Origin of the sequence: Streptomyces pactum (assembly GCF_016031615.1) — a bacterium.
In the GTDB taxonomy this organism is placed as follows: domain Bacteria; phylum Actinomycetota; class Actinomycetes; order Streptomycetales; family Streptomycetaceae; genus Streptomyces; species Streptomyces pactus.
Map to the genome: position 1 here is coordinate 7,195,046 of NZ_JACYXC010000001.1, position 25,575 is coordinate 7,220,620.

The window sequence follows — 25,575 nt, forward strand, 5'->3', positions numbered from 1 at the left end:
CCGGTCGCCGACAGGCCGACCGACATCCGTACACGCCGTTGGGCAAGGCGCAGCGGCGGTGTTCACCCTTCCTGGAGGTCCCATGCCGGACGCCACTTCCGTCTTCACCGTGCCGCTGACCGCCGGACAGCGGGGCCTGTGGTTCGCGCAGCTCATCGACCCCACGAATCCTCGCTACCGGGTCGCCGAAGGGACGCACATCCCGGGGGCGCTGGACGTCGGGCTGTTCCGCCGGGCGCTGGCGCGGACGGTTGCCGACATGGAGGTGTTGTGCGGCCGGGTGTCGGACACGGGCAGCGGCGGCGAGCCGGTGTTCGTCGTCGGTGAGCCGGTGGGTGAGCCGCCGCTGACGTATGTCGACCTGTCCGGCGCCGAGGACCCGGCCGCCGCCGCCGAGAATTGGCAGCGCCGGCGGCTCGACCTGCCGCTGGACGTCAGCCGGCCGGGGGCGTACGAATTCGCGCTGCTGAAGCTGGCCGACACCGAGTTCGTGTGGTTCCAGCAGTACCACCACCTGCTCCTGGACGGCGTCGGCCAGTTCCTCGTCCAGCAGCGCTGTGCCGAGGTGTACACCGCGCTGGTCGGCGGGCAGCCGGTCCCCGAGGCGGGCTTCCCGCCGCTGCGTACCCTGTCCGACTCGGAGGCCGAGTACCGCGCCTCGGCGAACCACGAGCGGGACCGGGCGTTCTGGATGGCGCGCCTGGCCGACGCCGCCGAGCCGGTGTCGCTCGGCGCCGATGTGCCGCACGCGCCGACCGAGCAGCACCGTGCCGTCGTCACCTGGACTTCCGAGCGGCTGGAGGCGGTGCAGGCCGCCGCCCAAAGACTCAGGGTGGTCTGGCCGGTGCTGCCGGTCGCCGCTCTCGCGCTCTACCTGCACCGGCAGCGCGGTGACGGTGAAGTGGTGCTCGGGCTGCCCGCCGCCGCGCGCGGCGGGGTCCTCGACGCCGTCCCCGGCATGATCTCCAACGTCCTGCCGCTGCGCGTGCACCTGGACGCGGTGGCCACGGTCGGCGAACTGGTCCGCGCCGTGTCCGCCGACCTGCGGGCCACGGTCCGGCACCAGCGTTATCGCCAGGAGGACCTGCGTCACGACCTCGGACTGCTCGGCAGTCCGCGCCGGCTGTACGGCCCGCAGATCAACCTGGTGCTCCGCAGGGCCACGCTGCACTTCGCGGGCCTCCGCGCGCTCAGCCGCAACGTGTCCACCGTCCCCACCGACGACCTCTCCCTCGCCCTGGAACGCCGTGTTGAGGACGGTGGCCTCAACCTCGTCTACGACGTGCACGCCGAGGTGTTCACCGAGCGGGAGTTCGCGGACCTGCGTGCCCGGCTGGACGCCGTGGTCGATGTCCTGATCGGCGCGGCGGCCGACCGTCCGCTCGCCACCGTCGATGTCACGACCCCGGCCGAACGCGAGGAACTCCTGCGCGGCGCGGACGACACCGTACGCGAGGTGCCGGCGACGACGCTGCCCGCCCTGTTCGAGCAGCGATTACGCGAGACCCCGGACGCCCCTGCCGTGGTGTTCGACGGCAACACGCTGACGTACGCCGAGTTCGACGAGCGGGTGAACCGGCTGGCGCACCGGCTCCTGGGCGAGGGCGTCCGTCGTGGGGACCGGGTCGCCGTCACGATGGAGCGGTCCTTCGAACTGGTCACAGCGCTGTACGCGGTGCACAAGGCCGGCGCGGCCTATGTCCCGGTCGATCCGGGCCTGCCCGCCGACCGGATCGCTTTCATGGTTGCCGACGCCCGTCCGGCGCTGCTCCTGACGACCGCCGCGCTGATCCCGGTGACGGCGTCGGTCCAGGACGTGCCGTGCCTGGCGGTCGAGGACCTGGACCTGCCGGGCGATGCCCCGGCCCACGCCCCGGTAGACGCCGAGCGGGGTGGTGCCCTGTGCGGCCTCGACACGGCCTACGTCATCTACACCTCCGGCTCGACGGGACGTCCCAAGGGCGTCGCCGTGTCCCAGCAGGCCATCGTGAACCGCCTGTTGTGGATGCGGGAGGAGTACGCGATCGGCCGTGCCGATCGGATCCTGCAGAAGACACCGGTCAGTTTCGACGTGTCGGTCTGGGAGTTCTTCCTGCCGTTGCTCGCCGGCGCGACCCTGGTGGTCGCCCCTCCCGGCGCGCACACCGATCCGGCCGCGCTGAGCAGTCTGATCGGCGCGGAGCGGATCACCGCCGTGCACTTCGTGCCGTCGATGCTGGACGCGTTCCTCACCGCCGCCCGACCGGCGGACTGTGCCGGACTGCGCCGGGTGTTCTGCAGCGGAGAGGCGCTCAACAGCCCCACCGCGGAGCGGTTCCGCACCGTGCTGGGCAGCGGGTCCGGTGTCGAACTGCACAACCTCTACGGGCCGACCGAGGCGGCCGTCGATGTGACGGCACACCAGTGCGGTCCCGACGAGCCCCCAACCGGTGTCCCGATCGGACGCCCGGTGTGGAACACGCGGGCCCTCGTACTGGACCCCGTGCTGCGGCCCGCGCCGGTCGGTGTCATGGGTGAGCTCTATCTGGCGGGTGTCCAGCTCGCCGACGGCTACCTGGGGCGCTCGGGGCTGACCGCGGAGCGGTTCGTGGCCGACCCTTGGGGCCCGCCCGGCACCCGGATGTACCGGACGGGCGACCTCGCGCGCCGGACCGCCGAGGGCGAGCTGGAGTACTGCGGCCGGGTCGATCAGCAGGTGAAGATCCGCGGCTTCCGTGTCGAACCCGGTGAGATCGAGACCGTGCTGGCGGCGTCACCCGGGGTCGCCCAGGCGGCGGTGGTCGCCCGTGACGACAACCCCGCCGCGCCCGGTGACCACCGGCTCGTCGCCTACGTGGTGCCGGCCCCCGACGCCGTCCCGGACCCCGAGGTGCTGCGCGCCCTGGCCGCCGAGGCGCTGCCCGCCTACATGGTGCCCGCCGCCTTCGTCGTACTGGACGCGCTGCCCACCACCGTCAACGGCAAGCTCGACCGGCGTGCGCTGCCCGCGCCGCGTTACGGTGCGCCTGGCACCGGCAGGGCCGCCCGCACGGTCGCCGAGGGTCTGATGTGCGGGCTGTTCGCCGAGGTGCTGGGCGTGGACCGGGTCGGGGTGGACGACGACTTCTTCGTGCTGGGCGGGCACTCCCTGCTGGCGAGCCGACTGGTCGCCCGGGTGCGCAGCCTGCTGGGCGCCGGAATCACCGTACGGGACGTGTTCGAGGCGCCCACCGCCCTGCTTCTCCTCGAACGCACCGGGTCGGCGAGCAGCCGCCCGCCGCTGCGTCCGGCGGGCGGGGACGGTCCCGCGCCGCTGTCGTCGGGGCAGCACCAGCAGTGGGTGCTGCACCGGCTGGAGGGCCCCTCCCCCACGTACAACATGGGTCTCGTGCTGGGGATCACCGGCGCGCTGGACCCGGAGGCGCTGCGGGCGGCGCTCCACGACGTGGTCGCCCGGCACGAGCCGCTGCGCACCCTCATCTCCGACGACGACTCGGGGGCGCCGCGCCAGGTGGTGCTGGCCCCGGAGAACGCACGCCCGGATCTGGACGTCGTCCCCACGGCCGAGGACGAGTTGCCCGCCGCGCTGCGGGCCGCCACCGGCCATTCCTTCGACCTGTCTGCCGAACTGCCGCTGCACTCCGTCCTGTTCACCCTGGGCGACGACGAGTACGTGCTGCTTCTGCTGCTGCACCACATCGCCGGTGACGGCCAGTCCCTGGGCCCGCTCGCCCGTGACCTCTCGCTCGCCTACACCGCCCGCCTCGACGGCCGATGTCCCGAGTGGGCGCCCCTCGCCGTCACGTACGGGGACTACTGCCACTGGCAGCGAGAGGTGCTGGGCGCCGACGATGACCCGGAGAGCCTCGCCGCCCGGCAGCTCGCGTACTGGCGTGGCGCATTGAAAGGGCTGCCCGAGGAACTGTTGCTGCCGACCGACCGCCCCCGGCCGGCGCACCCGACCTTCCGCGGCTCCACGGCCGCGATCGAGATCGACGCCGACCTCCACGGTGGACTCGTCCGGCTGGCCCGGAGCCAGGGGGCGACCCTGTTCATGGTGGTGCAGGCCGCGCTGGCCACCGTCCTGACCAAACTGGGCGGCGGTACGGACCTGCCGATCGGCAGCGTCGTGGCCGGGCGGGGCGATCAGGCGCTGGACGACCTGGTGGGCTGCTTCGTCAACACCGTGGTGCTGCGCACCGACACCTCGGGGGATCCCAGCTTCGCCGAACTGGTGGCCCGCGTACGGGAGAGCGATCTCGCCGCCTACGCCCACCAGGACCTGCCGTTCGAGCGGCTGGTGGAGGGGCTGCGGCCGGAACGGTCGGCGGCCCTCAACCCGCTGTTCCAGGTGATGCTGGTCCTCCAGGACGACGACCCGCGGCTGGAACTGCCGGGTGCGGGTGTCCGGTTGCTGCCGGCGGAGCGGGAGTACACCAAGGTGGACCTGGCCCTGGAGGTGCGTGAGCGGCGGGCCGCGGACGGTACTCCCGCCGGGCTGACCGGTCACCTCGAATACAGCACCGACCTGTACGACCGGGACACCGCGGTGGGGATCGTCGAGCGGCTGGTCCGGGTGCTGGGCGCGGTGGTCACCGATCCCGGCGGCAGGATCGGCGCCCTCGACGTGCTCGGTCCGGCCGAGCGGCACCGGCTGCTGACCGAGTGGAACGGAACCTCCCGCGACGTTCCCACGCGGACCCTGGCGCGGATCTTCGAGGACACCGCCGCCCTGGCCCCACAGGCCCTCGCGGTGCTGGCGGGCGAGGAGCGGCTGACCTACGCCGCGCTCGACGACCGGGCCGGCCGGCTGGCCCGGCTGCTGGCCGCGCGGGGTGCGGCGCCGGAGCGGCTGGTGGCGGTGGTGCTGCCGCGATCGGTGGATCTCGTGGTCACCGAACTGGCCGTCAGCAAGGCGGGAGCCGCGTTCGTGCCCGTCGATCCGGCCTTCCCGGCCGAGCGGATCGGGCACATCCTGGGCGATGCCCGGCCATTGCTCGTGGTGGCGTCGTCGGCGACCGCCGCGGCGCTGCCCGAGTCGTCCTGTCCGGTGCTGCTCGTGGAGGACCTGCTCGCCGAGGCGGACACCGCGGCCGGCCCCGCCGGCGCCGGCACGGGCGCCGACGTCAGCACGGGCGCTGGCGCCCGTGCTGCGGCGTCGGCGGACAACACCGCCTATGTCATCTACACCTCCGGTTCGACGGGCGTCCCGAAGGGCGTCGTCGTCCCCCACCGAGGTCTCGCCGGCTTCACCGCGTTCCTGCGGGACCGGTTCGCGGCCGACCGGGACAGCCGGGTGCTGCAGTTCGCCTCTCCCAGTTTCGACACCTCGATCCTGGAGCTGTGTCTGGCGTTCGGATCGGGCGGCGCGCTCGTGGTGTCCTCCGAAGGCCCGCTGATCGGTTCCACGCTCGCCGACGTGCTCACCGCGAACCGGGTGACCCACGCGCTCATCCCGCCCGCCGCGCTGTCCACCCTGCCCGAGGTGGACCTGCCCGACCTGCGTACCGTCGCCGCCGGTGGTGACGTCTGTCCGGCCGAGCTGGCCACCCGGTTCGCCGACGGCCGCCGGATGCTCAACGGCTACGGTCCGACCGAGTACACGGTCGCCACCACGTACAGCGGGCCGCTGCGTCCGGGAACGGCCCCGCCGATCGGCGGCCCGCTGTACAACACCAGGGTCTTCGTGCTCGACGACACGCTGAACCTGGTGCCACCGGGCGTACCGGGCGAGCTGTACGTCGCGGGCGAGGGGCTGGCCCGGGGATATCTCGGCGGTCCCGCGCTGACCGCGCAGCGGTTCGTGGCCGACCCGTTCGGGGCGCCGGGCGCCCGGATGTACCGCACCGGTGACCGGGTGCGCTGGAACGCCTCGGGTGAGCTGGAGTTCCTCGGCCGGACGGACGACCAGGTCAAGATCCGCGGGTTCCGCATCGAACTCGGCGAGGTGGAGGCGGTGTTGTCCGCCCATCCCGCGGTCCGGCAGTGCGTGGTCGTCGTACGTGAGGACACACCGGGCGTCAAGCGTCTGGTGGGCTACGTCGTCCCGGCCGGGCGCGGCGGTGCCGACGGCGGCATGCTGCGCACCCACGCGGCGTCGGTGCTGCCGGAGTACATGGTGCCCTCCGCCGTCATGGTGCTGGACGCACTGCCGATGAGCGACAACGGGATGAAGGTGGACCGCAGGGCGCTGCCCGCCCCCGAATTCACCACCTCCGGTGTCCGGAGCGCGCCCCGCAGTGCGAGTGAGGGCGTCCTGTGCGAGCTGTTCGCCATGGTGCTGGGGCTGCCCGCCGTGGGTGTGCACGACAGCTTCTTCGACCTCGGCGGCGACAGCATCATGTCCATCCAGCTGGTCACGCGGGCCCGCGCGGCCGGTCTGGTGTTCACACCGAAGGACGTGTTCACCCACCGCACCGTCGCGGCCCTCGCCGCCGCCGCGGAGCACGTCGGGCAGGAGGCGGCCGACGGCGCGGGCGAGGCCCGGGTCGCGGCGACCGGACCGGTGCGGCTCACGCCGGTCATGCACTGGCTGCGCGAACACGACGGACCGGTGGCCGACTTCGCCCAGTCCATGCTGCTCACCACCCCGGCGGGCCTGAGCGAGGAAGACCTGCACGCCAGGGTGCAGTCGGTCCTCGACCGGCACGAGGCCCTGCGGATGCGGCTGGTCCGCCGCCGCACCTGGCGGCCCGTCATCGACGGCCGGCCCGCGCAGAGCGCCGAGGGATGCGTGCGCCGCGTGGACGTCACCGGCGGCGGTCCCGATGAACTGCGCGCCGCACTGCGGGCCGAACACGAGCGGGCCCACAGCGAACTCGACCCCGACTCCGGAGTCATGGTGCGCGTGGTGTGGTTCGACGCGGGCCCCGGCGAGCAGGGGCGGCTCCTGCTCGTCCTGCACCACCTGGTGGTCGATGGGGTGTCCTGGCGCATTCTCGCCGCCGACCTCGCCGCGGGCCCGGCGGCCCTCGCCGGCGAGCAGTCCTCGCCGGTGCCCTTCCGGCGCTGGGCGCACGCCGTCGCCGAGGGCGCGCACGACCCGTCCGTACTGGCCGATCTGGATGCTTGGCTGGCGGTCCTGGGCGAACCCGAGGCCCCGCTCGGTGCCCGCCCGGTCGATCCCGCGGCCGACACCGCGGCGACGCAGCGCCGTGTCCGTCTCGCCCTGCCCGCGCCGCTGACCGGCGCGTTGCTGACCACGGTGCCCGCCGCGTACCTCGCCCGCACCCACGAGATGCTGCTCACCGGTCTCGCGCTGGCGGTGACCCACTGGCGCGCCCGGCACGGCGAGGGCTCCCCGGTGCTGCTGGTGGACCTCGAAGGCCACGGCCGTGACGAGGTCGAAGCCTTGGACGTCTCCCGTACCGTCGGCTGGTTTACCGTCATGTACCCGGCCCGCCTGGACCTGTCCGGGGTGGACGTCGAAGCCGTGTTCGCCGCAGGCTCGACCGGGGAGGCCGCGGTGCAGGCGGCCGCCGCGGTGCGCCGGGTCAAGCAGCATCTGAGGACGCTGCCCGCGGGTCTCGGCTACGGCCGGCTGCGCCACCTCAACCCGGAGACGGCTCCGGAGTTCGCCGGTCTCGCCACGCCCCAACTGGCGTTCAACTATCTCGGCCGGATCGCCGCCTCCACCGGAGCGGACGACTGGGTGCTCGCACCGGAACAGACCGAACTCGGCGGCGGCACCGGGGCCGACGCACCGGTGCGGCACGCCTTGGAGATCAACGCGGTCAGCGTCGAGGGCGCCGACGGTCCGGAACTGTCCGCCACGGTGAGCTGGCCGGCCGACCTGTTCAGGGAACGGGACGTCACGGAGCTGACGGAGCTGTGGCGGCAGGCACTGGAAGTCCTCCGGGACGCCGCGGGCACGGCCAGTGGCCACACCCCGAGCGACTTCCCGCTGATCGCGCTCGACCAGGCCGAGGTGGACACCCTGGTGGCCGCCGTACCGGACCTCACCGACGTACTGCCGCTGTCCCCGCTCGCCGAGTCCTTCTACTTCCACGCCGCCTACCACGAGCGCGGGGCCGACCCGTACACCCCGCAGATCTTCCTCGACCTCAGCGGTTCCCTCGACGCCGACCGCCTGCGTGCCTCGGCACAGCTGGTGCTGGACCGTCACCCCAACCTCCGTTCCGGGTTCACCGACCGGGGGCTGCGTGCCCCCGTCCAGTTCGTGCCCGGCGCCGCCGAGGTGCCCTTCCGGGTGTTCGACCTGTCGGCGGAGGACGAAGAGGCCGCGCGGCGCGAGAGCGAGCGGATCGTCGCCGCGGACCGGCGCGCGGGTTTCGTGCTCGACGAGCCGCCGCTGGTGCGGTTCACGCTGCTGGTGCTGCCCGGCGGCCGTCACCGGCTTGTCCTGACCAACCATCACATTCTGCTCGACGGCTGGTCGGTGCCGTTGCTGCTGCGGGAGATCTTCGACTGCTACGCCGCCGGTGCCGACGTCTCCGGCTTGCCGCCCGCCCCCCGGTACCGCGACTACCTGGCCTGGCTGAACGACCAGGACCGCGCCGCCGCCGCCGACAGCTGGCGCCGGGCGCTGGCGGGCGTCGAGCAACCGACCCTGGTCGCCGGGCCCGCCCGCACCACATCGCCGGAGCCGGGCCGCTCGCAGTGCCGTACGGTACGGCTGCCCGGGCTCACCGGTCTCGCCCAGCGCTGCGAAGTCACCGTCAACACCGTCCTGCAGGGCCTGTGGGCGCTGCTGCTGGCCTCGAGGACCGGCCACGACGACGTGGTGTTCGGGACCACGGTGTCCGGCAGGCCGCCGGAGGTGCCCGGCGTCGAGTCGATGGTCGGCCTGCTGATCAACACCGTCCCGGTCCGGGTCCGGACCGGCGAGGCGCGCTCGTTCGGTGAACTGCTGCGCCGTGTCCAGGCCGACCAGGCGGACCTGCTGGGCCATCACCACCTGGGTACGACCGACATCCAGCGTGCCGCGGGCACCGGTGAACTGTTCGACACCCTGCTGGTGTTCGAGAACTACCCGCTGGACCCGGAGACGACGGAGCTTCCCGGCACCGGCCTGCGGCTCACCGCGGTGAGCAGTGAGGAGCGAGGGCACTACCCGCTCGCCGTGATCGCGGTGCCGGGCGAGGAGCTGGAGCTGCAGCTCCACTTCCGGGAGGACCTGGTGTCCGCCACCGAGGTCGAGTCGGTCGCCGAGCAGCTGCGCACCATGGCCGACCGGCTCACCGCCGACCCCGGAATCGTGCCGGCCACGGCGGACCTCCTGCCCGCCGCCGAGCGTGCCGTGGTCCTCGCGGCCGGCCAGGGACGTACGCGTGAGCTGCCGGACCTGTCGATCCCCGCACGGTTCGCGGAGCAGGTGGCCGCGGCTCCGGACGCGGTGGCCCTGGTCTTCGAGGGCTGCGAGGTGACGTATGCCGAGCTGGACCGGCGTGCGAACCGGCTCGCCCGCCGGCTGCTGGCCCTCGGTGTGCGCGCCGAGGACCGGGTGGCGGTCCTGCAGCCCCGCTCGGTGGAGCTGGTGGTGTCCATTCTCGCGGTACTCAAGGCGGGCGGCGCCTATGTGCCGATCGATCCGCGCAGCCCGCTGGAGCGGCAGGCGGAGATGATGGCCGACAACGGGGTCGTCGTCCTGGTGACCGATGCCGAGGGGTACGAGGCCGCGCGGGCGGCGACCGTGGTGGTCGGCGTGGACGCGTTGCCGGAGGAGGACACGGACCCGGGCGTGCACGTCCGCCCGGACCAGCTGGCCTATGTGATGTTCACGTCCGGGTCCACCGGCAAGCCCAAGGGCGTCGGAGTGCCGCACCGGAACGTGGTCGGCTTCGCCCTCGACACGCTCTGGTCCGGGCCCGGCCAGGAACGGGCACTCCAGCACCTGGCCCACTGGTTCGACCCCTCCGTCCATGAACTGTGGGTGCCGCTGCTGTCGGGGCGTCAACTGGTGATCTCGCCGCCCGGCGAGCTGGACGTCGCCGAACTCGCCCGCACCATCGAAGAGAACGCGGTCCGGGCCCTCGCCATGCCCACGGCGGTCTTCCGGCTCGTCGCCGAGGAGCGGCCGGAGTCCCTCGCGGGAGTACGCGAACTGGTCGTCGGGGGCGAGGCGTTCCCGGCCGCCGCGGCCCGGCGCGTCCTGTTGGCCAATCCGTCACTGCTCCTGCACAACGCCTACGGCCCCACCGAGACCACCGTCACCGCCCTTGCCTCCACCATGCGCGGTGCCGCCGGGGTGCCCGACGCTGTGCCGATCGGCCGGCCGCTCGACAATCGGCGCGTCTACGTGCTGGACCGGCATCTGCGGCTGGTGCCGCGCGGGGTGACGGGTGAGCTGTATGTCTCGGGTGCCGGGCTGGCGCGGGGTTACCTGGGCAGGCCGGATCTGACCGCCGACCGCTTCGTGGCCGACCCGTTCGGGGAACCCGGTGCGCGGATGTACCGGACGGGCGACCTGGTCCGCTGGAACACCGACGGTGCCCTGGAGTTCGAGGGGCGCGCGGACGAGCAGGTCAAGGTGCGCGGCTTCCGTATCGAACTCGGCGAGATCGAGGCGTGCCTGCAGTCCCGTACCGACGTCGCGCAGGCGACCGTCGTCGTCCGCACCGACCCGCCCGGTGACAAGCGCATCGTCGCCTACTACGTGCCGGCCGCGGATGCGGAGCCGGAGGAGTCCGAGGTGCGTGCCTCGGTGGCGGCCGCACTGCCGGACTACATGGTGCCCAGCGCGTTCGTCCGCCTCGACGCCCTGCCGCTCACCCTCAACGGGAAGGTGGACAAGGCGGCGCTGCCCGCCCCCGTCCGTGGCCCGGCCCGCGGGCGTGCCGCGCGCAACGAGCGGGAGGCGACGCTCTGCCAGGTGTTCGCCGACATCCTCGGCCTCACCTTGGAGCAGGTGAGCATCGACGACGGGTTCTTCGACCTGGGCGGCCACTCCCTGCTCGCCACCCGGCTCGTCAGCCGCATCCGCACCGTACTGGGTGCCGAGGTCTCCGTCCGTACGGTGTTCGAAGCGCCGACCGTCGCGGAGCTGGCCACCGCGCTCGGCGAGGCCGGACTCGTCGGCGCACAGGGCGGGTTCACGGTCCACGGCCGGCCCGCGCTGTGTTCCGTGCCGCGCGGCGGGGTGGTTCCGGCGTCGTTCGGCCAGCGGCGGCTGTGGTTTCTCAACGCGATGGACCCGGACACCTCCCCGTACCGGATTCCCGTCGCGCTGCGGCTGAGCGGGGAACTGGACACGGCGGCGCTGTGTGCGGCGCTCGCCGACGTGATCGAACGCCACGAGGTTCTGCGGACCGTCTATCCCGCGGTCGAAGGCGAACCGCACCAGTTGGTGCTGCCCGCCGACGCGGTGGAACTCTGGCGCGAACCGATCGCGACCACCGAGGACGGACTGCCGGCCCGGCTCGCCGCCGCGTTCGATCAGCCGTTCCACCTGGAGACCGACGCTCCGCTCCGCGCACACCTGCTGCGGATCGACAACGACGGCGAGGGTGACGAGGAGCATGTGCTGATGGTGGTGCTGCACCACATCGCCTGCGACGGCTCCTCGATCGCGCCCCTGACTCACGACCTCTCCCACGCCTACACCGCCCGACGCGCCGGCACCGCACCCCACTGGGAACCGCTGCCCGTCCAGTACGCCGACTTCGCACAGTGGCAACGCCAATGGCTCGGCGAGGAGGAAGACCCCGGCTCCGTCATCTCCGCCCAGCTCGACCACTGGCAAAAGACGCTCACCGGACTGCCCGAAGAACTCCAGCTCCCCACCGACCGCCCCCGACCGGCCCACGCCGACCACCAAGGCGACTGGGTCACACTCGACATCCCCGCCACCGTCCACCGGCAACTCGCCCACCTCGCGTCCCGGCAACGCGTCAGCATGTTCATGGTCATCCATGCCGCGCTCGCCGCGTTCCTCAGCCGCATCGGCGCGGGCGACGACATCCCCATCGGCACCCCCATCGCCGGACGCACCGACGAAGCCCTCAACAACCTCATCGGCTTCTTCGTCAACACCCTCGTCCTGCGCACCGACACCTCCGGCGACCCCACCTTCACCCAACTCCTCGACCGCACCCGCCGAACCGACCTCGACGCCTACGCCCACCAGGACATCCCCTTCGAACGACTCGTCGAAGTCCTCAACCCCACCCGAACCCTCACCCGCCACCCCCTCTTCCAAATCATGCTCACCCTCCAGAACAGTGCGTGGGCGACGGTCGAGATGGACGGACTGGCTGTCGAGCCGATGGCGTTCCACACGGGTGAGCAGCAGTTCGACCTGTCGATGGAACTGCTCGAACGGTTCGACCCGGACGGTCGGCCCGACGGCATGACGGGCAAGGTGCACTACGGCACCGCCCTGTTCGACCGGGACACCGTGGAAAGGCTCACCGGCATCTTCGGACGGCTGCTCGCCCGGTACGCCGAGGCACCCCACCAGCCCATCGGCGCGGCGGAGTTGCTCGACAGCACGGAGCACGCGGCGCTGCTCGCGGACGGCCGGGGACCGGAGCGGCCGCTTCCGGAGACGTCGGTTACCGCACGGTTCGCGGAGCAGGTGGCCGCGGCTCCGGACGCGGTGGCCCTGGTCTTCGAGGGCTGCGAGGTGACGTATGCCGAGCTGGACCGGCGTGCGAACCGGCTCGCCCGCCGGCTGCTGGCCCTCGGTGTGCGCGCCGAGGACCGGGTGGCGGTCCTGCAGCGCCGCTCGGTGGAGCTGGTGGTGTCCGTTCTCGCGGTACTCAAGGCGGGCGGCGCCTATGTGCCGATCGATCCGCGCAGCCCGCTGGAGCGGCAGGCGGAGATGATGGCCGACAACGGGGTCGTCGTCCTGGTGACCGATGCCGAGGGGTACGAGGCCGCGCGGGCGGCGACCGTGGTGGTCGGCGTGGACGCGTTGCCGGAGGAGGACACGGACCCGGGCGTGCACGTCCGCCCGGACCAGCTGGCGTATGTGATGTTCACGTCCGGGTCCACCGGCAAGCCCAAGGGCGTCGGAGTGCCGCACCGGAACGTGGTCGGCTTCGCCCTCGACACGCTCTGGTCCGGGCCGGGTCAGCAGCGGGTTCTCCAGCACCTGGCCCACTCGTTCGACCCCTCGGTGTACGAGCTGTGGGTCCCGCTGCTGTCGGGGCGTCAGCTGGTGGTCTCGCCGCCCGGCGAGCTGGACGTCGCCGAACTCGCCCGCACCATCGAGGAGAACGCGGTCCGGGCCCTCGCCATGCCCACGGCGGTCTTCCGGCTCGTCGCCGAGGACCGGCCCGAATGTCTCGCAGGCGTGCACGAGCTGATGGTCGGCGGCGAGGCGCTGCCGGCCGCCGCGGCCCGGCGCGTCCTGTTGGCCAATCCGTCACTGCTCCTGCACAACGGGTACGGCCCCACCGAGACGACCGTCATGCCCCTCGCGCACACCCTGCGGTCCACCGCCGGGGTGCCCGACGCGGTGCCGATCGGCCGGCCGCTCGACAACCGGCGCGTCTACGTGCTGGACCGGCATCTGCGGCTGGTGCCGCGCGGGGTGACGGGTGAGCTGTATGTCTCGGGTGCCGGGCTGGCGCGGGGTTACCTGGGCAGGCCGGATCTGACCGCCGACCGCTTCGTGGCCGACCCGTTCGGGGAACCCGGTGCGCGGATGTACCGGACGGGCGACCTGGTCCGCTGGAACACCGACGGCGCCCTGGAGTTCGAGGGGCGCGCGGACGAGCAGGTCAAGGTGCGCGGCTTCCGTATCGAACTCGGTGAGATCGAAACGGCACTGGCGGGTCTCGCGGGGGTACGGGAGGCGGTGGCAGTGGTGCGTACCGACCCGCCCGGTGACAAGCGCATCGTCGCCTACTACGTGCCGGCCGCGGATGCGGAGCCGGAGGATTCCGAGGTGCGTGCCTCGGTGGCGGCCGCACTGCCGGACTACATGGTGCCCAGCGCGTTCGTCCGCCTCGACGCCCTGCCGCTCACCCTCAACGGGAAGGTGGACAAGGCGGCGCTGCCCGCCCCTGTCCGTGGCCCGGCCCGCGGGCGTGCCGCGCGCAACGAGCGGGAGGCGACGCTCTGCCAGGTGTTCGCCGACATCCTCGGCCTCACCTTGGAGCAGGTGAGCATCGACGACGGGTTCTTCGACCTGGGCGGCCACTCCCTGCTCGCCACCCGGCTCGTCAGCCGCATCCGCACCGTAATCGGCGTGGACGTCTCCGTCCGCACCGTGTTCGAAGCGCCGACCGTGGCAGAGCTGGCCGTCGCCCTCGACGACGCCGAACTTACGCAGGCACAAGGCTTTTCCGCGATACCCGCGCTGTGTTCCGTGCCGCGCGGCGGGATGGTTCCGGCGTCGTTCGGCCAGCGGCGGCTGTGGTTTCTCAACGCGATGGACCCGGACACCTCCCCGTACCGGATTCCCGTCGCGCTGCGGCTGAGCGGGGAACTGGACACGGCGGCACTGCGTGCGGCGCTCGCCGACGTGATCGAACGCCACGAGGTCCTGCGGACCGTCTATCCCGCGGTCGAAGGCGAACCGCACCAGTTGGTGCTGCCCGCCGACGCGGTGGAACTCTGGCGCGAACCGATCGCGACCACCGAGGACGGACTGCCGGCCCGGCTCGCCGCCGCGTTCGATCAGCCGTTCCACCTGGAGACCGACGCTCCGCTCCGCGCACACCTGCTGCGGATCGACAACGACGGCGAGGGTGACGAGGAGCATGTGCTGATGGTGGTGCTGCACCACATCGCCTGCGACGGCTCCTCGATCGCGCCCCTGACCCACGACCTCTCCCACGCCTACACCGCCCGACGCGCCGGCACCGCACCCCACTGGGAACCGCTGCCCGTCCAGTACGCCGACTTCGCACAGTGGCAACGCCAATGGCTCGGCGAGGAGGAAGACCCCGGCTCCGTCATCTCCGCCCAGCTCGACCACTGGCAAAAGACGCTCTCCGGACTGCCCGAAGAACTCCAGCTCCCCACCGACCGCCCCCCGACCGGCCCACGCCGACCACCAAGGCGACTGGGTCACACTCGACATCCCCGCCACCGTCCACCGGCAACTCGCCCACCTCGCGTCCCGGCAACGCGTCAGCATGTTCATGGTCATCCATGCCGCGCTCGCCGCGTTCCTCAGCCGCATCGGCGCGGGCAACGACATCCCCATCGGCACCCCCATCGCCGGACGCACCGACGAAGCCCTCAACAACCTCATCGGCTTCTTCGTCAACACCCTCGTCCTGCGCACCGACACCTCCGGCGACCCCACCTTCACCCAACTCCTCGACCGCACCCGCCGAACCGACCTCGACGCCTACGCCCACCAGGACATCCCCTTCGAACGACTCGTCGAAGTCCTCAACCCCACCCGAACCCTCACCCGCCACCCCCTCTTCCAAATCATGCTCACCCTCCAGAACGACGCGTCCTCCCCGGAGTTCGGCGTGACTGGACTGGACGTGACGCAGGTGCCGGTGGCCGACGGCGGCGGCGCCAAGTTCGACCTGGCCGTTTCGCTGGCCGAGCGGTTCGGCCCGGACGGTGAACACGCCGGTCTCACCGGGGCCGTCCGCTACCGCACCGCCCTGTTCGACCGGGACACCGTGCACAGGCTCACCGGCATCTTTGGACGGCTGCTCGCCCGGTACGCCGAGGCACCCCACCAGCCCATCGGCGCGGCCCAGTCGATCGACGCGGCCACCAGGCGGCGTCTGCTCGTGGACTGGAACGCCACCACGGCCCCCGCGGCTCGCGCCACGCTGCCGGAGATGCTCACCTCGCAGGCACACCTCACCCCGGAAGGGGTCGCGGTCCGGCACGGGCACACGTCCCTGACGTACGCCGAGCTGGAACTCGCGACCGACCGGCTGGCGCGTGTCCTCGTGCAGCGGGGCATCGGCCCCGACCGCGTGGTGGCGGTGGCGTTGCCGCGGTCGCTCGGGCAGTTCGTCGCGCTGCTCGCGGTGCTCAAGGCCCGCGGTGCCTACGTGCCGCTCGATCTCGATCATCCGCACGAGCGGATCCGTTACGTCATGGACGACGCCGGCGTGGCGCTGCTCCTGACCACCCCGGAGACGGGCCTCGACCTGGCGGGTGAGGACCTGCCGGTCCTCCTGGTGGACCCGGGGACCGGCGCGGCCGAGGGCACGGCGGCGGACGGCGTCGAACTGCCCGCGCCGGTTCCGCACGACGCGGCGTACGTCATCTACACCTCCGGCTCCACGGGCCGCCCCAAGGGCGTCGTCGTCGAGCACCGCTCCCTCTCCGACTACCTCGCCTGCGCCGGAGCGCGCTACGCGGGGATGCGCGACACCGTGCTCGTCACCACCACGGCCGCCTTCGACCTGACCCTCACAGGCATGTTCGTCCCGCTCACCGTGGGCGGCACCGTGCATCTGGCCGCTCTCGACGACGACCCGGCCACCGGCGCGGCGATGCGGGAGGACCCGTGCGCGCTGACCAAGGTCACCCCGAGCCATCTTCCGCTGCTCGCCGAGCTGTCCGACGGATTCAGTCCGCGGACCGAACTGCTCCTCGGTGGTGAGGCGTTGACCGGTGAGATGCTGCGCGAATGGCGAGCCGCCCATCCCGGCGTGACCGTGGTCAACTGCTACGGGCCGACCGAACTGACCGTCAACTGCGCCGATCACCGGATCGAGCCCGGGGCCCCGCTGCCCGCCGGGCCGGTGCCGATCGGACGGCCGATGGCCAACACCTCGGTCTACGTCCTGGACCGGCGTCTGCAGCCCGTGGACGTGGGCATCGCGGGCGAGCTGTACGTCTCCGGCGCCGGCCTGGCCCGCGGCTACCTGGGCCAGGCGGGGCTGACCGCCTCCCGGTTCACGGCTGATCCTTTCGGGCCCCCCGGGGCGCGGATGTACCGCACCGGTGATGTGGTGCGCTGGAACGCCGAGGGGCAGCTGGTGTTCGCCGGCCGGGTCGATGAACAGGTCAAGGTCCGCGGCTTCCGCATCGAACTCGGCGAGATCGAGACGGTGCTGACCGGGCTGGCCGGGGTACGTCAGGCGGTGACCGTGGTGCGTACCGACCGGCACGGAGACCAGCGGCTGGTGGCGTACGTGGTGCCCGACCGCGGTGCGGCCCTGGATACGGCCACGCTGCGCGCGGCGGTGGCCGCGGTGCTGCCCCACTACCAGGTGCCGTCGGCGTTCGTCACCCTGGACGAGTTGCCGTTGACCCCGAACCGCAAGGTGGACCGGGCCGCGCTGCCCGTTCCCGCGGAGCCGGAGAAGCAGGGCATCGCGCCCCGTGACGACACCGAGCGGGTCCTGTGCGAGCTGTTCGGCGAGGTGCTGGGCAGGTCGGAAGTGGGTGTGGAGGACGGCTTCTTCGACCTGGGCGGCCACTCGCTGCTGGCCACCCGGCTCCTCGGCCGGATGCACGAGGTGCTGGGCGTGAGGCTGGGCATCCGCACCCTGTTCGAGGCGCCGACCGTGGCCGAACTGGCCAGAAGGGTCCGCGGCCAGGGCGGCGGCAACAGCTTCGACGTACTCGTACCCCTGCGGGAGCACGGCAGCGGCACACCCGTGTTCTGCGTCCACCCGGCGAGCGGCTTCGCCTGGTCCTTCACCGGGCTGTTGCGCCACCTCGACGCCGATGTCCCGGTGTACGGGCTGCAGCCGCGGGGCATGGACGGCGGTGCGCTGCCCGCCTCGACGGCCGAGATCGCCGCGGACTACGTGGAGCAGCTCCGCAAGGTCCGGCCGAGCGGGCCCTACCGCCTGATCGGCTACTCCTTCGGCGGGATCGTCGTGCACGAGATGGCCGCCAGGCTGCAGGAGGCGGGGGATACCGTCGAGTTGCTCGCCGTTCTGGACACGGTGCCGCGCACGGGTGCGGAGCCGTCCTTCGCCGAGGAGGACATGCGTGACGGACTGTTCCGCGCCATGCTCGAACTCGGCGGCTACGACCTGAGCGACTTCGCCGACCGGCAGCTCGACCCCGACCAGGTCGCCGCTCTGCTCGCCGAACGCGGCGGCATGTTCGGTGACCTGGGCGCCGAGCAGCTCCTCCGGCTGAGTTCGGTCATGACCAACAACAGCCGCCTGGCGGCGACGCACACCCCGCGCGGCTTCCACGGGGACCTGCATCTGTTCGTCGGCACCGAGAGCGAACAGTGCGTTGACCCGGCCGGGTGGCGGTCGTTCGTGACCGGCGAGATCGTCGTGCACCCGGTGGCCGCGAACCACGCGGGGATGACCCGCCCGCAGGCGCTGGAGACGGTCGGCAGGGCACTCTTTCCCGCGCAGGCCGGCCTGGACGCCGGCCGGTCCGGGGCCGAAGGCGGCCAGGGCGGACGCGGTGACGGGGGAACCCGGTAGTGCCGACGGCGCCGCCCCCGGCGGGTGATGCCTGAACCCGCTCCACGGGCAGGGCGGGTGGGACGAGCGCCGCGGTGCCCGGGCCCGCTCCGGAAGCGTTCCGGCAGGGCCTCGCACCGGGTCACGTGAGATCGCGGCCCGGTGCGGCGGCCGGGCAGGTGTCCGACGACCTCGCAGGAGCGGACGACAGCCTTTCGCTCTCCCGACGCCACACGAAACGGAATATCGCGCACCGAAAGAAGGCCATATGCCTTTGGCACGTTGCTGACGGATTGCTTGGAGGCGCAGTTCAGGCGCTGATGGGAAGTTGTGCAGACGTGTACCGGCCGCCGCGGCCGATGCGTCTTGCATGGCATTCAAAAGGGATAGGAAACATTCCCGCTGTTCGTGGTTCCACTCGTCAGAAACCGAGGAAGTGATGAGTTCCAGCACTCTTGACATCGCCATGTTCGGATTGTTCTCGACCCATGCGCTGCACCTGGCCGACAAGCACGGGATATTCGCGCATCTTGTTACGTCCGGGCCATCCACTCCGCTCCAGATCGCGGAATCCCGGGGAATCGACCCGGAGACCACCGAGCGTCTTCTGATATTGCTGGCGGCCCTGTCCGTCGTCGAGCGCGACAGCGACGGAAATTACCGGATCCCGCCGGAACTGACGCCCCGGCTCGACTCCGCGAACCCGCGTTACATCGGCGCATTCGTGCACCATCTCGCGACGAGTACCATCGAGCAGATTTCGAAGCTGGACGCTTATCTGATCCATGGCAAGGAGGCGGTTGACGCGGAACTGCCTTCGCCGTTCGAGGTCATCTACCGCGACGAACAGTCCACCGCTGACTTCCTGGCGGCGATGTGGCAGATCAGCTTCGAGCCGTCGAAGGAGCTCGCCGCCCTCGCCGGCCTCGGACCGGTCAGGCACCTGATCGACGTCGGCGGCGCCGGCGGCCCCTTCGCGGTGGCCGCGCTCCAGCAGTACGACGACCTCGCCGTCACCGTCTTCGACCTCCCCGAGGTGGAGCCGCACCTGGCCCGGACGCGTGAGGCACACGGGCTGGGCGGACGGCTGCACTTCGCCGCGGGTGACTTCTTCAAGGACCCGCTGCCCGCGGCCGACTGTCTGTCCTTCGGCTACATCCTCTCCGACTGGGAGGACGAGGTCTGCGTGGACCTGCTGCGCAAGGCCCGGGCGGCGTGTGAACCCGGCGGCCGCGTCCTGGTGATGGAGCGCCTCTTCGACGAGTCCGGCGGACCACTGTCGACCGCAGTGATGAACCTGTCCATGCACGTGGAGACGCGCGGCCGGCACCGTTCCGCCACCACGTACACGGAGCTGCTGGAGAAGGCCGGATTCACCAACTGCTCGACCCACCGGTCGTCGTGGGACAAGCATCTCGTGATGGGCTGGGCGGAGTGACCGCCCCGACGGACACCTCCGGTCACGAGACGACGCGCCCCCCGCTGACGGCGTGGCACCGGGAACTCGCCCTGCTCCAGCGCCGACGCGGGCGCTCGGGACTCGACGACTCTGAGCGGGACCGGCTGGGCAGACTCCACGACACCTGCCTCGACGAGCCGCATCTCGGCGAAGAGGGGCAGATAACCTGCCTGTTGACCCGGCCGTTCAGCCGCACCCTCGCCGTACCGGAGTACTACCAGTACACCTGCATGCATGTGTACGGCTGGTTCCTGGACCGGTATCCGGGCGACCCCGTGCACGGCGTACTGCTCGCCGCTCACGCCACCGTGGCCGACCTGGCCGGGATGGAGCGGGCCGGCTGGCCGACGACGGACCGGCCGGACCACATCGCCGAGCGGATCGAGGGACTCGACGGCCTGCTGGCCGCACTGGGCGATGTCCGAATCGACCACGCCACCGGCCTCCGCGTCCGTGACGTGCTGGACCGCGCGGCAGCCGATCCGGTGCTCTCCCGGCGCCTGGAGGTCCTCGCCGAGTGCACCCGCTTCCCCCGGTCGGCCAAGCACGAGGAGCATGTGTTCCTGCGCTCCGTCCAGGTGTGCGAGATGCTGTTCTTCCTCATCAGACGGCTGGCCGTCGAGGTCACCGTGTCGCACGGCGAGTTCCCCGCTCGTTGCGCCGGACTGCTGGACCTGGCCGGGGACTGCGCGCAACTGCTCAACGAGGTCTTCCAGGTCCTGCTCACCCTCTCGCCCGAAGGGTTCATGACCTTCCGGGACGAGACCGGAGCGGCCAGCGCGGTGCAGTCGCTGAACTACCACGCGATGGAGATCGCGGTGTACGGCTACGACCCGCGCAAAGCCCCGGTCTTCGCCTCCGTGGAACACCTCACCGCCTTCAACGACGCGGGTGTCCGCGAGCACCGCTCACTGTCCACCGCGACGGCCGGGACAGCGGACGCGGCACTGGCGGCGGGCTGGCACCGGCTGGACCGCACCCTGTCCAGGTGGCGTGGCGGCCACTACCGGTTCGCCCGCACCTACCTGCCCAGCGGTACGAAGGGCTCCGGCGACACCGAGGGCGCCGCCTACGTACGGAAGTTCGTACGCAAGGACCTCTGCCTGGCGGGCATCGACCCCTTCGGCGGGCTGCCGCTCCTCTCGGGTTTCCTCTACTGCTGACGCCACGCTGTCCACCATGCCCTGTTCTCCGTGCTGAACACCCTCTGGGAAGTGGTGCGCAAGGGCCGGTTCTGCCCCGGGACCGGAGACCAGGGCATGCCCTCCTTCCTTTCCATGTGCCGTTTTCTCAGCAGCGGACCGCCTGCACCCCGCCTCGAACAACTCCTCGCCGTCGCTACGCTTCGCTCAAGCACTGCTGATTGGATGGTGCTGTGTCTGACAACTCCCATCCGCTGGCGCTGGCACGGGCCGCGCGGGCGATGACCGGTGTCGACCTCGCCCGCGCGGTTCGCGCCGCGGCTGAACGCCGGGGATATCGGTCCGGCGTTGACAAACAGCGCGTCCGAAAGTGGGAAGCCGGTGTCACGCCCGACCAGGAGAACCAGGAGTACATCGCCGAGGCGCTCGGCGTTCCCGTCGAGACGGTTGACGCGGAGGCGTGGCCGAACTGGCTTCCCGACGTCGGCGTCCTCCCCCTCGGCCCCGCCAGCACCGTGCCGGCCCTGAGAGAAGCATTGAGAGCATCGATGGACCGATCCCGCCGCACCGTCCTGTCCGCGATCTCGGGCACGGCGCTGATCACCCTGGCCGGTACGTGGGCCGCCACCGATGCGTGGCTGGGCGCCGCCGAACACGCGGATGGCAAGGCGGTCGCGGCGGGGCGAGGGGGCGGGCGGCGGCGAGGGAGGCGCCGGCGGGACCGGGCGGCCCGGCTGGTGCCCATCGTCTCCGATCGGAGACCGGTGCTTGAGCTCGGGCACCGTCCGCTCAACAGATCCCTGCATGCACGCCTCCTCGCTACCGACCGTGCCCCCATGGTGGCCAACCGCTACCACTGCGGGGGCCGGGATGCGGAACTGACCGAAACACGGCTGACAGCAGGCGCCCCTGTAGCAGTCGCCCACCCAACTCGCCGCACCACCCAGCCGACCACAGCGAGTCCTCCCGAAGCGGCTCACAGAAAGCTCTCGGGACCCTCTTGGACGGAACCGCGGCAGCGGCCAGCTCCGTGTCCCGCAACCGCCGGATCATGAACCTGGCGATGGACTACGCGGTCCGCCACGGAATCCTGCGGCAGAACCCCCTGCCCAAGGGCAAGGGCAGCCTGCGGCAGCGAGAGCTACCTCGACTGCCGCTTCAGCCGCCGCGCCCACCCGAGCCTTTCCGCTGCCGACTGCATCGGTTGTGACCTCTCCTGTCTCCAGCACGACCGTGTGCCGCCCTGCGCCCCTCACGGCCTGGCGGTAAGTCTCCCGCCAGTGGGAACGCGGGGGACGGGCGGCGTTGCCGCGGCCGGACGCCGGGGCGTTGCGGTAGGAGTCGTAGCGCTCCAGCTTGGCGACCAGGAGGGCGTAGGGACCTGATGCGGTCGATCTCCACGAACGCGTGGGAGCCGTCGGCCAGAAGCACCACGCCGTCGGGGACCAGGGAGCAGGCCGGGGGTGGGCCACTTCCACCTGCCAGTCGGTGTAGTCGGGCGCCCCGGCGTGGCGGGAGGCGATGACGGTCTCGACCAGGGTGAGAGCGTGCTCGCGCAGACCCGTCCTCGCCGCCGCGCCTTGCCCGGCGGCCCGGCCGACCCGCGGCGTCAGTTCGCCGACGGCAGCGCCTTCGGCCAGGCCTGCCAGACACCCAGGAAGAGGTCAGCCTGCAGGCCGTGCCGGTCCCGACTCCGCCCTGGCTCCCCTGTCAGGCCGCCACCTCTCACCTGTTGCTCCGCCACTTCCACCCCGCTGTCCTCACGACCGGGAAACGTCAGCGCGCTTCAGTCGTAGTCATCGACGTCAGATTCGCGGACGTGCCACAGGTTGATTTCATACTTGTCCCGTACGGGGCTGTTCTTCCATGCCTCACCGATTTGATCCGCATCCCAATTCTCTTCCACACTACGACGAAGACATGTGTTGTAGTAGGCGGCCGTTTCTTGCCGCTCGCTCCATGTGACATGACCTTCGTAGACTCCCGGCTGTGGGAGGTTCAACTGTCCAGCGAGGCCATAAGTGAATTGCTTGACGAGAAGGACGCCGACCTTGGATTCCAAGGTAATTAGTGCAGCGCCCTCTGCCTCTGCGGGCTGAGGAAACGGGGATTCCCAGACGCGGATGACGATCTCGACGTCGATGTCATGCTGGAGGCTGTGCAGATACAGTTGGTATCCGTTGCCGGCAACAACCTGGGCACGGGCTGCCTCCAACGCCTCAGTATCCGTGACGTCAGCATCAGCGTCCGCGATTTCTACCGTGCCATAGGCGGGCGTTGCACGTGTCCGATACTCAGAGATAAGGGTCATTATTCCTCGGAGTGAAAGGTCCTACGGATTGATCTTCACGTAGAATGGCTTAAAGTCGTGCTGAGTTCGACGACCGGCACGCCCTTGACGCTCTGGAGATGCACCCAGCTCTGGACGCCGGTACCGGAGGCGGCCGGCTCGGCGCCCTGCCCGCCTACATCTCCCGCGAACAAGACAGACGGCTGCGGGAGGTGGTCGCCGCTGCGGCGGCCGGGCGCAGCGGCATTGCGGTCCTGGTCGGCGGCTCAGCGGTCCGGCTGTTGCCCGCCGGGTGGCGGCTGTGGCACCCCAGCCGCCCCACCCGCTGGAGGCGGCGCTGTCCGGGCTGTCCGACGTCGCCCCCGGGACCGTGGTGTGGCTGAACGAGGCCCAGTATCTACCTGGAAGCGGGCCCGGTGGGCGAACACGCATCCGCGGGTCTGCGGGACCTGTTGCACGACACGACCCGGGGGCCCGGCGCTGGTGCTGGCCACCTTGTGGCCGGAGCACTGGGACCGGCTGACCACCCGCACAGAGCACGCCCACGCCCGTGAACTGCTAGACGGGAACAAGATCGACGTGTCGGACGCGTTCACCCCCTGGCCGCACTCGCCGGCACCCGCGGCACCGATCCCCGCCTCGCCAAGGCCACCGACCACGCCCAGAACGGCCAGATCACCCAGTACCTGGCCGGGCTCCCCGAGGTGGGCGGGTGCGCGGCAGCCTGCCGTCATGAGCACCCGTCGCCCTCTCGGTCCCGGCCGGCCGCTGCCTGACCCTGAAGTCGGCGGCGTCCCGGGTGTCGGACGGTGACACGTCCTCGTGCGGTGGCAGCTCCCCCATGAGCGCATCTTGCTGGGGCCCCGCCGCCGGGGGGCAACGGCGGATTCCGCCATGCCCGCCATCCGGCACCGACCGCGGCACGCGTGCACGGCATGCGCCGTGCACGCGTGCCGAATGCCAGGTGTGGGGGGCCTCCCAGCCGGGCGCCGGCTTCCGTTGACCAGGGGAGTGTTCGCAGTAATACACCGCCATCAGCACCTGGTTGACCGGCGGCAGTCCCCTCGGACAGCTCACCTGCAGCCTTCGCCATCGAGTTCCGGGACTGCTTTCAACAGCTACTGGAACCTTCTACACAACGGAGATGTCCTGACCATGGCCCTCTGTAGCACCCTCTTTAGGCAGAGCTGTCGCCGCGTGAGGTGAAGTCTCGGGTCGTTCTCCTACGGCAGACAAGAAACAAGGATTCAGGAGTGGAACCCTTCTGCAAGGTATGTCAAAGTACAACAGCCGCCGAGCCAACGCGACTGATGGGCAATCGGTTGTCTGATGAGGGGCTACTTTCTATCGACCCGCTCACTCCACTCTGCTGACCTCTATCGTTCCCTCCTCGCAGATGCACTCAACGCTAGGACCGCGAACAGTAACTGTTGTTGGGTTCATGGTGGGGCCCGAGCGCAACATAGACCCGGATCGCCCGTTAGCCAAACCGGTGATCGTGAGGACCATTGAGGCCGTTTGCACAGCAGCTGTACTTGGCGGTGGAGCGCTCGCGGACGCAATGAGCGGTGTCGCGCCGGTCAAGGGCAGGAGCCCACTTGCAGGGCAGGGCGCGAGTGGACTCCGCCGACCGTTGCGCTTGATGCTCCTTGCCGGATCGCTTGAGAAAGACTTCGATGCCACGTCCACCTGTGCTCAAACTCGCTGAGGTCCTTGCAGAGATTCGCATGAGCCCGTCCGCGTTTTACCGTCTTCGGGCCCGAGGTTTGGCGCCTCGGATGATCAAGCTTCCAAATGGAGAACTGCGCTGTCGCCGCGCTGACCTGGACGCTTGGTGGGAAGCATGTGAAAGGGAAACGCCTGAATGGCGATGAGCTACAAGGTTCGCTTCTGGGAAATACGGGAGCGACCCGATCGACGCAAGGGATTCGAAGTCCGTTGGACGGTCAGCGGCAGAGAAAAATCCGAGTCCTTCCTCACCAAGGGACTGGCAGAGAGCCGACGCGCCAAGTTGATAACCGCGGCTCGCGACGGCGAGCCGTTTGACACCGGGTCCGGCCTGCCAGCTTCCGAACTGCGTGCCCTGAAGCAGCGGACCACATGGTTCGAGCTGGCGCGACAGTACATCGAGCAGCGTTGGGACCGTACCCCAGGAAATACTCGCCGTACGCTTGCCGATGCTCTGGCCACCATAACCCCGGCTTTCGTTCAGCCGGGGGCCGTCTATCGATCGCCGCAGGTCCTGCGCCGCGCCCTCTATTCATGGGCATGCAACAAGAAGGCGTGGGACTCTGCCCCGCAGGAAGAGTGGCAGGAGGAACTGGAGTGGGTGGAACGGCACTCTCTTCCGGTCAGCGAATGGAGGAGCCTGACGTACTACGCCGAGGGCTTGACGCCTTGTGTCGCAAGGTAGACGGCAGCCCCGCAGCCGCG

General features: G+C 70.9%; 7 protein-coding genes and 1 pseudogene. 7 read left to right on the forward strand and 1 reads right to left on the reverse strand.

Annotated elements, in window-relative coordinates:
- Positions 1 to 82 precede the first annotated feature (82 nt).
- The 5 genes and pseudogenes from IHE55_RS31930 to IHE55_RS33540 form a co-directional block, all read left to right on the forward strand.
- Positions 83 to 14,896: pseudogene (locus tag IHE55_RS31930) on the forward strand (amino acid adenylation domain-containing protein); the annotation flags it as partial.
- A 73-nt stretch (positions 14,897 to 14,969) separates the two neighbouring features.
- Entirely contained in the window at positions 14,970 to 18,272 is a 3,303-nt protein-coding gene (locus IHE55_RS32430; protein ID WP_372442786.1) for a non-ribosomal peptide synthetase, read from the forward strand.
- Positions 18,273 to 18,690: 418 nt separating this feature from the next.
- Complete coding sequence (locus IHE55_RS28490; protein WP_197991656.1) at positions 18,691 to 19,689, forward strand: methyltransferase; 999 nt, start codon at positions 18,691 to 18,693, stop codon at positions 19,687 to 19,689.
- Positions 19,686 to 20,873, forward strand: coding sequence for a tryptophan 2,3-dioxygenase (locus IHE55_RS28495; RefSeq protein ID WP_307826846.1), 1,188 nt, complete (start codon positions 19,686 to 19,688; stop codon positions 20,871 to 20,873). The genes IHE55_RS28490 and IHE55_RS28495 overlap by 4 nt, the downstream gene beginning before the upstream one ends.
- A gap of 260 nt (positions 20,874 to 21,133) precedes the next feature.
- Positions 21,134 to 21,907, forward strand: coding sequence for a helix-turn-helix domain-containing protein (locus IHE55_RS33540; RefSeq protein WP_504740327.1), 774 nt, complete (start codon positions 21,134 to 21,136; stop codon positions 21,905 to 21,907).
- A 731-nt stretch (positions 21,908 to 22,638) separates the two neighbouring features.
- Here the strand turns inward: IHE55_RS33540 and IHE55_RS28500 are convergent.
- A complete protein-coding gene (locus IHE55_RS28500) occupies positions 22,639 to 23,163 on the reverse strand; it encodes a hypothetical protein (protein ID WP_197991657.1) in 525 nt (174 codons plus the stop codon).
- 1,655 nt (positions 23,164 to 24,818) lie between these two features.
- On the opposite strand from IHE55_RS28500, the gene IHE55_RS31940 reads away from it, so the two are divergent.
- Together IHE55_RS31940 and IHE55_RS32840 are read left to right on the forward strand one after the other, a co-directional pair.
- Positions 24,819 to 25,016, forward strand: a complete 198-nt coding sequence (locus IHE55_RS31940) for a helix-turn-helix transcriptional regulator (protein WP_232265728.1) — start codon at positions 24,819 to 24,821, stop codon at positions 25,014 to 25,016.
- Positions 25,007 to 25,555 carry a hypothetical protein gene (locus IHE55_RS32840; RefSeq protein WP_307826847.1) on the forward strand — a complete coding sequence of 183 codons (549 nt, stop codon included), beginning with the start codon at positions 25,007 to 25,009 and terminating at the stop codon, positions 25,553 to 25,555. Before IHE55_RS31940 ends, IHE55_RS32840 begins: the two co-directional genes overlap by 10 nt.
- Positions 25,556 to 25,575: the final 20 nt, after the last annotated feature.

Bases quoted from the DNA above. Each gene is read 5' to 3' on its own strand.
- IHE55_RS32840 (WP_307826847.1), top strand. From the start codon at position 25,007: ATGGCGATGAGCTACAAGGTTCGCTTCTGGGAAATACGGGAGCGACCC.
- IHE55_RS33540 (WP_504740327.1), top strand. From the start codon at position 21,134: ATGACCGGTGTCGACCTCGCCCGCGCGGTTCGCGCCGCGGCTGAACGC.
- IHE55_RS28490 (WP_197991656.1), top strand. From the start codon at position 18,691: ATGAGTTCCAGCACTCTTGACATCGCCATGTTCGGATTGTTCTCGACC.
- IHE55_RS28500 (WP_197991657.1), bottom strand. From the start codon at position 23,163: ATGACCCTTATCTCTGAGTATCGGACACGTGCAACGCCCGCCTATGGC.
- IHE55_RS31940 (WP_232265728.1), top strand. From the start codon at position 24,819: ATGCCACGTCCACCTGTGCTCAAACTCGCTGAGGTCCTTGCAGAGATT.